Consider the following 13,273-nt stretch of genomic DNA (forward strand, 5'->3'; position numbering starts at 1 on the left):
AATTCACTCCTCTAAAAATATTGCGCTCTGTCATTTGACAAAGATAATTTATTGCGACCTAAACGCTTATACCTATAAAGTAAATTTTATACAGCAATTATAATTCCCCAATTAAACATTTAAAATATTCTAAAGTTAGATTTGTATTCAGGTTAATCGGGTTTACTATACAGGTTAAACCAAAAATTCTTTATAGATTGAAGGATTACGATCAAATTCACCCTGTTAAAGCTTTTGACCCTTTTTGGAGTGGCCCCATTATAAGGATTTTCAGCAGGAAAAGAAGAAGTGACAAAATAGCAACAGCCTTTGTTAGACCAAAAATAGAAATTATATTTATACCTGCCTGTATTGGTTGCAATGCTGAACAACTCCGAAACAACATAGTGTAAGCTGACAGAATGCGGATTGCCAAAGAGATAAACAAATCGACAATTTTACCAACTTATTTGACGAAAAGAAATACCTTTGAGGCATGAGATATGTTAGGAAAAAGAATGCATTTAACGATTGAAAATATACTATTAGTTGGCTCTTTATTACTTCTTGTTAGTATTATTGCAGGTAAGACTTCTTATAAGTTTGGCGTTCCCACTTTATTGCTCTTTTTGGCAATAGGCATGTTGGCGGGCTCTGATGGTATTGGAGGTATCCATTTTAATGACCCAAAACTTGCCCAGTTCATTGGCGTAGTATCCCTTAACTTTATATTGTTTTCAGGTGGACTTGATACCAATTGGACAGCCGTTAAACCCATTCTTCGGGAAGGAATTGCACTATCGACACTAGGTGTTTTATTGACAGCGACTTCTCTTGGCATTTTTGTATGGCTTGTTACCGACTTTACCATTTATGAGAGTCTGTTATTAGGTTCGATTGTATCTTCAACAGATGCAGCCGCTGTATTTTCAATCCTACGTTCAAAAAGCCTTGCGTTAAAAACCAACCTAAGACCCACTTTAGAATTGGAAAGCGGAAGTAACGATCCGATGGCGTATGTGCTGACCATTGCATTTTTAACATTGGTAATCAATCAAGACAAAAGTTTTTTGTCCATAATCCCCTTGTTTTTACAACAAATGATTTTAGGTGGTATTCTAGGTATTGCTTTTGGAGTACTTAGTAAGTACATCATAAACAGAATAAAATTAGACTTTGAAGGGCTCTACCCAGTTTTAGTGATTGCCCTGATGTTCATCACATTTTCTGCCACCGATTTTGTAGGGGGTAACGGGTTTCTTGCCATTTACATTTGTGCGGTTTACTTGGGCAATCAAGACCTGATACACAAAAAAACCATTTTGAAAATGTTTGATGGCTTGGCTTGGCTCATGCAAATTGTGCTGTTCCTCACCTTAGGCTTACTTGTTTTTCCTTCTCAAATCGTTCCATATATGGGTATTGGACTACTCATTTCATTGTTCCTGATAGTTGTTGCCCGACCTATAGGCGTATTTATCAGCCTTATATTCTTCAAAATGAAACTGAGAAGAAGATTTTATATTTCTTGGGTTGGGCTGCGTGGTGCGGTCCCTATTGTGTTTGCTACTTATCCGCTTTTGGCAGGAATTGACAAAGCACACATGATTTTTAACATTGTGTTTTTTATTTCGGTTACCTCCATATTAATCCAAGGAACTACCCTTTCCATTGTTGCAAAATGGTTACATGTAGGATTACCGGAAAAACAAAAGAAATTGACCGCAACTGATTTGCTATTGGCAGAAAATCCCAAAGCTGAAATGAAAGAACTCTTAATAACTTCAGACTGCTTTGCAGTAAATAAGAAAATCGTCGAGTTAGGCTTTCCAAAAAATGCGATAATAGCTATGATTAAAAGAGATGGCAGCTATATAATTCCAAACGGTTTAACAAAAATTGAAGCACAAGACACACTAATTGTTCTTGCTGACAGACCTAAAATTTTTGATGAAGTTTACAAAACACTTAAAACACAGAAAATATAAAAGGTCTAGGCTTAAATATTTATCGTCTGGTATTTACGCTTGTTACCAATTTTGATGTTTTTTGCAACAATGTAGAATAATCACGCATATTACTGAAGAAATTGATGGTAATAAAATAAGGGAATACAACCGATTGAAAAAGGTTGTATATTAACAGCTCACAACACACAGGAAGTAATAACTGTAAGTACTGTGGGCAAAACCATAAGAATTTTTTAAACCATCGATTGAAAAAAAAGCACAGCAGCCAACAAATAGGCACAATACGGGTGTTTGTGCTCAGCCGGTTGGGGTATATTCTCTCCCATTCTGCACCTATACCAGACCGTTATAGCCCGTACATAGAGGTCAATTACCGCAAAAATAAAAAAAAGTGTTGTTATATATTCAGCCATATTATTTGATACGTATTGCTTGTGTTGTAAAAGACAAACCTTGCTGTCCCAATGTCGAATTCATAACACCTTCAAATAAAGGTTCCGAACAGTTTTTTGGGATTTTCCATTCAAAAATAAAATTCGAGCCGGTTCCTCCAGTAACATCAGTTTCATCTATGATTATCTCTGTTGTTTCCATAGGTGCCAAATATATTGGCTGGTTAAAATACTTTCGAACAGATTTTCCGTGTGTGTCATAATATTCAGCTTTCAATATATAGATTGTATCTAAATCGCTTGTATTTCTCAAACTAACCATTGCGGTAAGATTATGTGTTTTGTGTTCCGATAAACTGTAGATCTGTGAGTAAATTGATAAATAGGATTTTCCGGATTCCAGCGAATCCTTTGTGTTTAGGTTGGCAGTTCTCTTTGACCAGTTTTCTGGGTTTATAGAACTTATTTCGTTTCGTTCATTGCAGGCAAAAAGTAATGCAATAAATAATATCAATAAGGTCGCTTTCTTCATTTTAGTTCAATGTTTGTTCAAAATTCTGACTAACGTCAAATTTAGTTAAATTTTGTTTATAATCCTTTATTCATAGGCTTTTGCCAATTTTTAAGCTCTGAATTTTTTAAAAAAAGTCTAAAGATTTGACGTTAGCTGTAGAAATTAATCTCGGTTTTCCGTGATGTGGGGAATTGCATATAACGTTTATCCTAAGTTTAATTTTGAATAAAGATATTAAATTTAAGTTTTAAACCAGAAAGAACAAAAAGAGAGGATTAAGGTTAGTGTATATAGAGAAGCATTTGACTTCGTCAACATTGAAAATCCCTTCTATTTTCTACTTTGAAAACATAAATCCAATCACAGAAAATAAAAAAGTGCAAGTATATTACTCGCACTTTGAATTCGTTGTTTTATCTAAAAAGTATTTATTTTTTTTCAGTAGTGTCCGATAAAAATGTTTAAAACAGCCCGAACAATAGATTGGCTATGGGTTAAAAGATTTTAATATGAAATGGACCTTGCTTTTACAACAAATTAAAAAATAAAGGTTTTCTAAAATGACAAATCCAATATTGACTGATTATCTGTTAGTTAAAATCCAGTCTTGATTCTATGTTCTAGAAGCGTAGCGGTCTTGATTCTTTTGCCGGACAACAATGATTTTTTTTATTTCTGTAACAACTTCTTTTGTAGAAAAAGAATGATTTGTTATCATTATAAAATGCACTGATACAGCCTTATAGCCATTTAAACCACAGCTATTTTCCTACGAGTAGGCATTTCCCCTACCTAACTTTTATACTTATGCAATTACGGTTTCTAGCTCTGGAGCAATTGGGAAATCAATTTCAACTTGAGTTAAATTGTGTATATAATTTGTTACACTAACGGCGTTAACAACTAAGATAACATCTACCAAACTCCCTTTTGTATAGCCTGCATTAAAAAATGCTTCCAAAGTCACATCATCAACTTTTCCTTTGTTTAAAGTGATTTGTTGGGCAGTTTTAACGAGTGCATCGTATTTTTTATCTGAAGAAAAAAATCCTTGTCTTAATTCTAAAACTTGTTCGTCAGTAAAACCATTTAATTTTCCAATGGCAGTGTGAGCCGATTGACAATATCTACAGCCATTTACCTGACTGGTTATTAAATTGATTACTTCTTTTTCTTTATTTGAAAGTGAAGATTTTGCACTCTCAAATGGTAAGTAGTTGCCTAAAGCAGTATCTGAATATGCAATGGTGGCATAAATGTTAGGCATAAAACCTACTGCTTTTTTTAGGTTGTCAAAAATTACTTGATTGTTTGAAGAAACTTCTTCTCTTGTTGGTACTTTAAAAGTTGTCATAATATTCTGTTTTTATTATTGTTTATCATTATTGATAGTGCAAAGATGCGAACAGAATAGTGTGCTTTGCTAGGTAGGTTTTCCCTATAAGTTGGCAATTTATCCCGAATAGGGGTTTTCGCGATATTTTGAAGGGGAACTACCTTCTTGATTCTTAAAAAATCGACTGAAGGTTTGGATATCTTCATAGCCAATTTCATAAGCAATTTCTTTTATTGGCTTATCCGAATAGTACAGCAAACGTTTTGCTTCCAACAAAATTCGTTCTTGAATATATTTTAAGGGCGACTTAGGGCTTATTTTTGAAAAAATGTTAGATATCGTTTTAGGTGATTTATGAAGTAAGTCGGCATATTCAGCAACAGTATGTCTTGTTTTAAAATGTTGTTCCACCAAGAAATTAAATTCCCTGATCACATCCGTTTCATTTTTTTCATTGGGGAATTGTTTTTGAAGTTTATACAATCGGGTACAAAGAATCAAATATCTTTTCAACATCATTTGCAACATACTTATTTGAAGGTTGTCTTTTGATTTCATTTCTATAGTAAACATTTTCCAAAGGGTTTCAAAATGCTCTATTTCTTCATCAGGAATTTGAATGATAGGTAATTGAGATGAACCGAAGAATAGGACTCCCTTACAGCTTACTTCTGTATCGTGGTCGATAATACAATAAAAGGGTCTGTTAAATCTCAAATAGTTTGTTTCTCCCTTTTTATTAACGGTAACCTTATGAAATTCGGTTAAAAAAATAATTTGATTTTTAGAAAAGGCATACGTTTGACCGTCAATAATAAACTCATTATTATCGGTTTGAAACCAAAGTATGGTTAAGCTACTTGGTTCTGGGTTTTTAAAAATTGAGCGAGAATCAGAACTGAGTTCTGTTAGTTCAATAAATTCGTCTGTGTTTCCTGTTATTTTCATGTTATCGTTATCGGAATGACAGCCCGCTAATGGTTAAACGTAGTTCTGATTTGTGAATGAAAAGATAATAAATTATTGGATGGTAATTAAACCCGCAAATCGTAACGTTGAGTGTCGAGATTATTGGATTTGAAATTCGAGAACAGGATCAAATTACTTTTCTTTTTTAATGATTAACAGTTCTTAAGAATACGTAACTAAAATATCTGCTGCCTTTTGTAAATCCGATGCTACAATTTCGGTTTTTGGTGCCAATGGAAATAATTGTTGCCCGGGTCTATTGATAAATGCAGCGCGCCAACCTGCCCAAAGAGCTCCTGCAACATCCCATCCGTGAGCTGCAATAAGCATGCATTCTTCAGGTTTTACACCCATTTTACGAGCTCCCCAATCATAAGTGTCTCTAAATGGTTTGAATTTTCCAACATCTTCTATGCTTAATCGTTCATCAAAATACTTTGTCAATCCAGCACTTTCAAACTGTTTTTTTACGCCTTCATTGGATGAGTTTGTAAACGATACTAATTTGTAACCATCTTTTTTCAATTCAGCTAATGCATTTTTAACTTCTGGATGTGCCGGCAAACCTCTTAAAGATTCAACAATGGTTTTTCGTGCTTCTGCCTCCGAAATGGAAATACTATTATTGGCTGCTACCATTTGTAGTGTAGCTGCACCTATATTGCCAAAATGCTCGTATTGTCCACTTGCTGAAGTGACTAAAGAGTATTGTAACATCGTGGTAAACCATAATGACATTAAGTCTTCTCTTCCTCCCAATGCTTCACCCACTTGTTTTTTCATTTGAGCGAGGTCAAGTAGCGTTTCGTTTACATCAAAGAATAAAACTTTAGGTCTTATTTTTTGGAGGTTCATATTTTTGTTTTCTTGTGTATTTCCCAAAATATCATTTGGTAATAGTATTCCTGCTGTTCCCATAATTCCTATATTTTTTATAAAGTTTCTTCTGTTGTTTTTCATTATAATGTTTAGTTAAAGGCTTGGTTAATAGTTTTTAATTTGTAAACAGCTAACAATGCTAGTATTACAGCTATAATTACTAATGGTTTTTTAGGCTCTGGTCTTGCAAAAAATTCTAATTCTAATGCTGTAATCATGGTAATTAGTAAAAAAGAAAAAGCTATTTTTCCAATAGTTTTGTTCTTACTGATTGCAAAAAATGACACAAGAAGCGCTAACCCTAATTCTGAAATACCAGTAAACATTCGAAAAAAACCAGCATCTATATGAATGGCATTTTCAAATTGCTTAAAACCAGCAATACTTTGTGGTTTTCCCAATAATTTAGGCATTGCAAAAAAGGCCATTATAAGTATTGCTATAATATTGATAATTTGGTCTTTGATGTTTTTCATTTTACTTATTGTTTTTAATTACTTCGGTTAGTACTTGCTTGAATACATCAACGGGTTGTGCACCTGTTACTGCACTTTTTCTGTTAAATACTATAGTTGGTACAGAGCTTACTCCTAAACTTTGCCAAGAACTTTCTTTGCTTTTTACTTCATAACGTGCGTCATCATCATCTAGTTTTGCTAAAGCTTCTTCGGCATTTAAACCTACATCCTTTAAAGCTTGTTTTAAAACTTCTCTTTTAGATACATCTTTTCGCTCACTAAAAAAGGCTGTTGTTAAACGCATATTTAATTCGGTTTGCTTTCCAAAATCTTTAGCATAATCTAGAAGTACGTGCGCATCAAAGGTGTTTCCCATCCGCATTTCGTCATAATAATCGAATGTAAAACCTAGTTCAGCACCAGCTTCTACCATGTGTTGTTGCGATTCTTTTTGCTGTTCTAAAGTAGAACCATATTTTTCTGCAATATGCTCTTGTACATTTTGTCCTTCAACGGGCATATTCGGATTTAGTTCAAAAGGTTGCCATTCAATTTCTACCTGATCTTGAATACCCAAATCTGCGATTGCTTTTTCTAAACGTTTGAATCCAATGGTACACCATGGGCATACCACATCTGAAACGATATCTATTTTAATCTTATCTGCCATTTTTTAGTGTTAATAGGGGATTATAAAATTTCGCTAATTTGAACCTGTGGTTGCGCGTTGGTGAAATTTGGAAGATCAGCTAAAATGGATTCGGCATTTGCACCAAAAGAGTGTTGGAAAGATTCCATAGATTCAAAAACTAAATTTGCAATTACAGCATAAGGTGCAGGTTGTTCTGGACTTCCTCCAGCAATTCCGAAATTAATGTTAGATGATAGGATTGAATCACCTAATAACTCTTTAAGTAATTGACTGTGTTGATTTGTATAATACTTCTTATCGAATTTTACATCTGGAGTATTTGGATACATTACTGTTAATTTGATCATGTTTTAACTTTTAGTTTATTATTATATTATTGAACTCATCTCGACTTTTTCTATTCCCTAAAAAATGGCTTAAATTCGCCCATATTTTGTCTATTTTTTCATGCGTAGCGATGCTATCTATTTCAAAAATAGTCTCATCTGAACAAATTTCAGCTCATTTTCGATCAAAAACAAAAAGTCAAGATGAGTTCATTTGTAATTACTTTTTAAAACTAAACCTTCCGAATTAACGGAAGGTTTATCGCTATCAATCAAAATCTGCGGTTTTTAGGGATTAAGAAACCACATTTTCTTTAGACCAAGCAAACTTTTTAAATCCTGCATCTACAGGTGTGTTAGCAATATGATTTACATAATTACTTATTGTTTTTTGAGATAATCCCAAAAGGATTTCCATTATTTGTCTTTCACCATATCCCGCAGCATAGAAAGTGTTTAAGTCTTCCTGTGTTACATGTCCACGATTCCGAACTATCGTTAAAGTCATGGTGCGCAAAGCTTCTAATTTCGGATTTTCAAGAGCTGTTTCGTTACGTAATGCTTCTGTAATACCGTCATCTACTTTCATCATTTTTGCAATACCTGTATGTGCCGGTACACAGTAGTGACATGCATGTTCTACATTAATGGACTGCCATACTACGGTTAATTCTTCCTCGTTAAATGAAGAGTTAACAAATAATTCATGTAATGTTTGGTAGGCTTCAAGAGTTCCTGGAGCTCCTGCCAATACACCATGTAAACCCGGAATCATGCCGTATGCTTTTTGAGATTGTTCTAATAATGCTTTGCTGCCTTCCGGAGCAGTTTCAATGTTGTGAACTTTTAAGGTTGTCATAATTTCTGTTTTTAAATTTATTATTAATATGTTATATCTAAACAATCGTTTAGATTTCAGTTAAAAAAATGTTTTAAATACTTTTAAATGTCATTTCTATATAATCTTCAATTTCTTTTGGTGTATTCACTCTGGTAGCAGCTACCAAACCATGCTTTGCCAATACCAAAAAGTTAGCCTGCTTTAAAATGGTCTCTTTATCTTTTGAGGTATCCATTTTTAATTTTTCAATGAATAAGTTTTTTAAATTATCCATAAAGGAAGTCATCTGCTCTTTTACTAATGCGTCCTCACTTCCAGAAAATTCATTATACGTATTAGTCAATAAACAACCTTTTTCATTGCCTTCTTGATTGCAGATACTTACAGAGTCATAAAAAAACTGCTTGATGTCTTCCACACCATTTGAGGCGTTTTTAAATTTCTCAAACATAGTATTTGTTTTAGCCTTGTAACATTTTAGACTTTCAAGGAAAACCCCATGCTTGTTGCTAAAACTGGAATATATAGAAAACTTATTGATGCCCATTTCTTTTTCAAGCATGTGCATAGAGGTGTTTTCATAGCCATTACGCCAGAATAAGCGCATTGCTTTTTCGATAACCTCTTCTTCTTTATATTCCTTTTTTCTTGCCATTGTTTTTAATCACTGGACAAAACTAAACAATCGGTTAGAAATAAAAAAACATTTTAACATTCATTTTTGAATTTTACTGTATAAAATTAACAATCAATTAAAAGAGACAAAAATCAAGATGGATTTAAAAGGGTATAAGTCTATTATTGAAATACATCAGCAGGAAATGGCATCACACAAAGTTTTTATGGAACGATTTGAAAACCGTTTTGAAAGTAAAATAAAGCAAGCCAAAATATATCCTACTTGGGCGGTTGTGGTTTTTATAGTTGCGATTTTGTTTGGAGTTGTATCTTTTCGTTTATTTTAATAAAATAAAATAAAATAAAATAGAATTTAATTCGTATAACTCTGTTCTTTGTTGCCAACTGTAATTTTTATAATATATTTTTTAAATCTTGCCTTCCAATTATAGCCATTATCTCTACAATGTCATGATTAACTTTAAAATAAATGCTGTCAGTTCCACAGACACAGCGTCTATATCCGTATTTAATAAAGTCAACCGATTCAAACGAGAATGGACGTTGAGCAATAATGTCAAAATACTCAAAAAATGAGTTATAATATTTGTCAGCTTGTGTTATGTATTTGTCAGCTTGTGTTATGCCAAACTTCTTTACGCCGTAATGATGAATTCTAATTAAGTCATCTTTAGCTACGCTACTTAACTGGTATTTAGCCATTCAATAAAGACTTTGATTTTGCTAAAATTTGCTCTTTACTATCATTTGTAAAACCGCTATTTTCAGCTTTTTCTAATTTCGAGCTTATCCAATCAATTTGTCGTTGTTGATTTCTTGCCTGTCTTATTAGGTCATTTACAAGTTCACTTTTACTGGAATACTCGTTAGTCTCAACTTGAGTTTTTAACCATTCGTCATTTGGTTGTGTCAATGAAATGCTTTGTCGTGCCACGAGATTCGTTTTTGATGTAAATTTACACCAAAAAAATATATTTACAAAATGTTTAGAATTATGTAGCCTTATTTCATGACAGGTCAGAATTTACTAGATAAGTACTGCCAAAGCAATAAATAATACTTTGTTATCAAAAGTATTATCTTTCATTTTGTAAAGTGTTTATATCATTTATAAGGGCTTTCATGTCTAGAGTTAAGGTGCCATTATAAACACCTCGAATTCTTTTGGTTTTGTCTACTAAAATGAAATGCTCTGTATGCAAAAATTCTGTACTGTCTCTATTGAAGCCAATATCTTCTTCTGCGTAATAAGACTGTCTAGCCAATTTATAGATCTCACTTTTTGAACCTGTTAGGAATTGCCAATTCGTGTTTGTTATGTCATTGTTTTTCTTGTATGCGTTTAATACGCTAGGCGTATCTATCCAAGGCGTAACAGAATAAGATAAAAAAATAATGTCTTTATTGTTTTGTAAGCTATCGCTTACTATTTTTAAATGGTCTGTCATGATGGGGCAAATACTACCACAACTTGTAAAAATAAAATTAGCAACGTGTATTTTATTTTCAATAATATCTTGATTCACTAAAACACTGTCTTGATTTAAAAATTCAAAATCATCAATAGTATGCGTAATTTCGTTTGGAACGCTAGATGCATCCTGAATAAATACAGGTGTAAAAGTCGGGTCATTATAGTAAGGCAAAGCTAAGTGCTGCTCTGTATGATGCTCCTGTTTGTTGCTGTTTTTGCAACCTGTAAATAAAACACTACTTATTAAAAAAAATACTATCCGATACATTTACACAATTTTTAGTTCCTAACAATCCATATCTTTTCCCATTAATGATAACGTAATTTGCTCTAATTTTCCCGTTATCATACCATAGTTTTTGCGAACCTTCTTCTTGTCCGTTGCTATAATGAGCTAAATGGAATAACAATCCATCTATATTCCATTCTTTTAATTCGCCTTCGTACGCATCATTTTTGGCGGTATATTCAAATCTTTTATTACCGTTTTCCCAAAATGCAATTTGCTTACCGTTTTTTTGTCCGGAAGCATAATGTCGCAATTCCATTAATTTATTATCATCATACCATTTTTTAGCAACACCTTCTTTTAATCCTTTGTAATAACTTTCTATTAAAAGTGTATCTGCGGTTTCTGGGTGTAATTCGTAAACAAAACCTGAATAGGTTTTATCCTCTACATAAAGTAAACTGGCTTTTATTGTAGTCATTGATTTTAAAACAAATGACGTTGGAATTTTGTATTTCAAAGCAGTTTCATTTGTTTCGTTTTTACACGAACACATACAAATAAACAGGGAAATTAAATAAACGTATTTCATTACTGTGTTACAGTTCCAGGCGTTCCATAAAATCCGTTTCCGTTTATATAAGGGGCTGTATTGGTAATATGATAATGATAAATACCCTCAGGATAATCTTCAGTAGCATGGTTATGGCCATGATACGCATCCAATCCAGTAACGTCTGAGCCATTTTCTTCAGGACCATAAACAGGAAAACCATCTAATAAAAAACCAAGTAAGGCAGACTTACTTGCTGTTACGGTTGTTAAATATAGTGGTTCAATATGATAATGAAAAGTTCCGTTTGCTGTTGGGTGTCCCCAATATTTATCAAAACTTTGAAACTCGTCGGTAAGCGGTTGATTGGGTCCTGCATATTGATTAAATAAGGGCACACCGTTTAAAGAAACACCTATGGCTCCAAGTGGTGTCGCTACATGGTTAGTAGCTACTGTTGGGTTTAAAGGTATTTTGAAAGTGTAGTCAAAAGAAGCTATTGTATTGGGATTTTTTTTGAAAGTATATCCCTCAAAAGTTGTACCGCTAAAACCCTCGTATAATTCATTTGAAGTTGGATAATAAACACTCTTATGGTCTGGTGTACCATTTGTTTTAATGGTAATATAAGTTCCATCGCTTGTAATACTTGTTGCTCCATAAATTTTTGAATATACAGCAGGAACTTCTATAGTTTCAGTGGTAATTACCTTATCATCTTCACTACAACTAATTAGGCTTAAAAAGATTATTATTACGGCGCAGTTTTTAATATATTTTGATTTCATATAAATTCTATTTTTATTTGTTTATTTTATTATGACTATTGATTTTTAAAAAAGGTTAATCGGTCAATGATTTTTTGTTGTTGGATTATTTTTACTAGTACTTACTTGTAAGCTTAGTACCGGATATATTGTAATTCACTTTCAAATAGGAAAGTCTATACCGTGACAAGTAACAACCATAACGCCCATTTAATATTAATAACTAGAATATTTTCTAATCTTGAATATTTCAGAACTCTTAGTTGTATTAGTGCTCTCTGGTGTGTAATCCCATACTTCTTCCCCAGCTTGGGTAACCTCTATAATACGTGCTTCTATACCCGAACAAATAATCGTATTACCTGATTCTAAACGATAAACTCCGGATATATGATCAGAATAAAAATTATTTGAATATTGCCATATAAGGGCATCCGACTTTGTTATTTCTAACACCTCTGATTTATTGTTACCTGCATTATTATTAAAGACTAAGATATTTCCATTATCTAAAAGGGTCGCGTCATGCTGACCAGATAAAGTACCATTAACAGATAGCGTTGCTGTTATTTCCTTGCTTTCTTTATTGATTAAATAGAGTTTATTTTGGCCTCTGGAGCTTATTAAAATAGAGCCGTTTTTATAATCAATAGAATTAAAATGGAGAAAGTCTGTTTTATCATTCTCGTTTGGAATAAGGGCGCCATCATTTATAGCGTTCCATTCCCAAATAATCGAATCACTGGTTTTGTCTATTAGCAATATGTTTTCATTCCAGTATTCATTTCCATTGTATGCTACAAGTTCCCATGTAAGAGCAATTATTGTATTTTCATCTACCTCTTTAAAATCATGATGAAATGTAGCAGAGTTACTGTCTTTACGAATAGACCAAATTACATTGCTATTATCGTCAAGTTCTTCGATAACGCCTCCAACAGCACCACCACCAGAAAAAATTCCTGTACTAGCTTCGGGTGTTGAACCTAAACGAAGAAGCGTCTTATTTTTAGATAAATAATATCCTCCGGAAGTCCTATACGCCGATGTCCACGTTTTAACATCATTCCCTATTGTATCAATTAAATGTATCGTTTTATCTCCCATAAAAGAATAAAGAACGTATCCATCACTAAGTTTACTTACTGTATCTTCTATCGGTGTTTCTATATTATTACTATTCGAATCTTTTTCGCAAGAGAAAATTAAAAAACTCGCGATGATAGCAATAAAAATTTTTAAGTGTTTCATATTTCTATTATGCTTTTGCTTGTTATTTAGCAGATCTAATTTAA

17 protein-coding genes are annotated in these 13,273 nt (G+C 32.9%); 2 read left to right on the top strand and 15 right to left on the bottom strand.

The window, feature by feature from the left end:
- Nucleotides 1-497 precede the first annotated feature (497 nt).
- Nucleotides 498-1,967 carry a potassium/proton antiporter gene (locus ACU1LP_RS05290; RefSeq protein WP_445734466.1) on the top strand — a complete coding sequence of 490 codons (1,470 nt, stop codon included), beginning with the start codon at nucleotides 498-500 and terminating at the stop codon, nucleotides 1,965-1,967.
- Nucleotides 1,968-2,363: 396 nt separating this feature from the next.
- Here ACU1LP_RS05290 and ACU1LP_RS05295 read toward each other — a convergent pair whose 3' ends face one another.
- The 9 genes from ACU1LP_RS05295 to ACU1LP_RS05335 form a co-directional block, all read right to left on the bottom strand.
- Nucleotides 2,364-2,873, bottom strand: coding sequence for a DUF3124 domain-containing protein (locus ACU1LP_RS05295; protein ID WP_445734465.1), 510 nt, complete (start codon nucleotides 2,871-2,873; stop codon nucleotides 2,364-2,366).
- Nucleotides 2,874-3,660: 787 nt separating this feature from the next.
- Nucleotides 3,661-4,209 (bottom strand): carboxymuconolactone decarboxylase family protein, encoded by a 549-nt coding sequence (locus ACU1LP_RS05300; protein ID WP_445735761.1) that lies wholly within the window; start codon nucleotides 4,207-4,209, stop codon nucleotides 3,661-3,663.
- 99 nt (nucleotides 4,210-4,308) lie between these two features.
- Nucleotides 4,309-5,139 carry a helix-turn-helix domain-containing protein gene (locus ACU1LP_RS05305; protein WP_445735762.1) on the bottom strand — a complete coding sequence of 277 codons (831 nt, stop codon included), beginning with the start codon at nucleotides 5,137-5,139 and terminating at the stop codon, nucleotides 4,309-4,311.
- A gap of 183 nt (nucleotides 5,140-5,322) precedes the next feature.
- Nucleotides 5,323-6,120 carry a haloacid dehalogenase type II gene (locus ACU1LP_RS05310; RefSeq protein ID WP_445735763.1) on the bottom strand — a complete coding sequence of 266 codons (798 nt, stop codon included), beginning with the start codon at nucleotides 6,118-6,120 and terminating at the stop codon, nucleotides 5,323-5,325.
- A gap of 8 nt (nucleotides 6,121-6,128) precedes the next feature.
- A complete protein-coding gene (locus tag ACU1LP_RS05315) occupies nucleotides 6,129-6,515 on the bottom strand; it encodes a DoxX family protein (protein WP_445735764.1) in 387 nt (128 codons plus the stop codon).
- A 1-nt stretch (nucleotide 6,516) separates the two neighbouring features.
- On the bottom strand, nucleotides 6,517-7,167 hold the full coding sequence (locus tag ACU1LP_RS05320; protein WP_445735765.1) for a DsbA family oxidoreductase: 651 nt from the start codon (nucleotides 7,165-7,167) through the stop codon (nucleotides 6,517-6,519).
- Nucleotides 7,168-7,187: 20 nt separating this feature from the next.
- The gene (locus ACU1LP_RS05325) at nucleotides 7,188-7,496 is read right to left on the bottom strand and encodes an EthD family reductase (RefSeq protein WP_445735766.1); all 309 of its coding nucleotides are present in this window, start codon (nucleotides 7,494-7,496) and stop codon (nucleotides 7,188-7,190) included.
- Nucleotides 7,497-7,770: 274 nt separating this feature from the next.
- On the bottom strand, nucleotides 7,771-8,334 hold the full coding sequence (locus ACU1LP_RS05330) for a carboxymuconolactone decarboxylase family protein (RefSeq protein ID WP_445735767.1): 564 nt from the start codon (nucleotides 8,332-8,334) through the stop codon (nucleotides 7,771-7,773).
- A 73-nt stretch (nucleotides 8,335-8,407) separates the two neighbouring features.
- On the bottom strand, nucleotides 8,408-8,971 hold the full coding sequence (locus ACU1LP_RS05335) for a TetR/AcrR family transcriptional regulator (protein ID WP_445735768.1): 564 nt from the start codon (nucleotides 8,969-8,971) through the stop codon (nucleotides 8,408-8,410).
- Nucleotides 8,972-9,056: 85 nt separating this feature from the next.
- Here ACU1LP_RS05335 and ACU1LP_RS05340 point away from each other — a divergent pair, with 85 nt between their 5' ends.
- Entirely contained in the window at nucleotides 9,057-9,281 is a 225-nt protein-coding gene (locus ACU1LP_RS05340; protein ID WP_445735811.1) for a DUF6730 family protein, read from the top strand.
- A gap of 67 nt (nucleotides 9,282-9,348) precedes the next feature.
- Here ACU1LP_RS05340 and ACU1LP_RS05345 read toward each other — a convergent pair whose 3' ends face one another.
- The 6 genes from ACU1LP_RS05345 to ACU1LP_RS05370 form a co-directional block, all read right to left on the bottom strand.
- Entirely contained in the window at nucleotides 9,349-9,657 is a 309-nt protein-coding gene (locus tag ACU1LP_RS05345) for a type II toxin-antitoxin system RelE/ParE family toxin (RefSeq protein ID WP_445735769.1), read from the bottom strand.
- Nucleotides 9,650-9,889 (bottom strand): ribbon-helix-helix domain-containing protein, encoded by a 240-nt coding sequence (locus ACU1LP_RS05350; protein WP_445735770.1) that lies wholly within the window; start codon nucleotides 9,887-9,889, stop codon nucleotides 9,650-9,652. The genes ACU1LP_RS05345 and ACU1LP_RS05350 overlap by 8 nt, the downstream gene beginning before the upstream one ends.
- A 142-nt stretch (nucleotides 9,890-10,031) precedes the next feature.
- On the bottom strand, nucleotides 10,032-10,697 hold the full coding sequence (locus ACU1LP_RS05355; protein ID WP_445735771.1) for an SCO family protein: 666 nt from the start codon (nucleotides 10,695-10,697) through the stop codon (nucleotides 10,032-10,034).
- Nucleotides 10,666-11,139, bottom strand: a complete 474-nt coding sequence (locus ACU1LP_RS05360) for a toxin-antitoxin system YwqK family antitoxin (protein WP_445735772.1) — start codon at nucleotides 11,137-11,139, stop codon at nucleotides 10,666-10,668. Before ACU1LP_RS05360 ends, ACU1LP_RS05355 begins: the two co-directional genes overlap by 32 nt.
- A gap of 110 nt (nucleotides 11,140-11,249) precedes the next feature.
- Nucleotides 11,250-11,999: a YHYH protein gene (locus tag ACU1LP_RS05365; protein ID WP_445735773.1), complete on the bottom strand. Its 750-nt coding sequence runs from the start codon at nucleotides 11,997-11,999 to the stop codon at nucleotides 11,250-11,252.
- 195 nt (nucleotides 12,000-12,194) lie between these two features.
- A complete protein-coding gene (locus tag ACU1LP_RS05370) occupies nucleotides 12,195-13,229 on the bottom strand; it encodes an arylsulfotransferase family protein (protein ID WP_445735774.1) in 1,035 nt (344 codons plus the stop codon).
- Nucleotides 13,230-13,273 lie beyond the last annotated feature (44 nt).

The sequence above is a fragment of the Mariniflexile sp. genome (assembly GCF_052728615.1).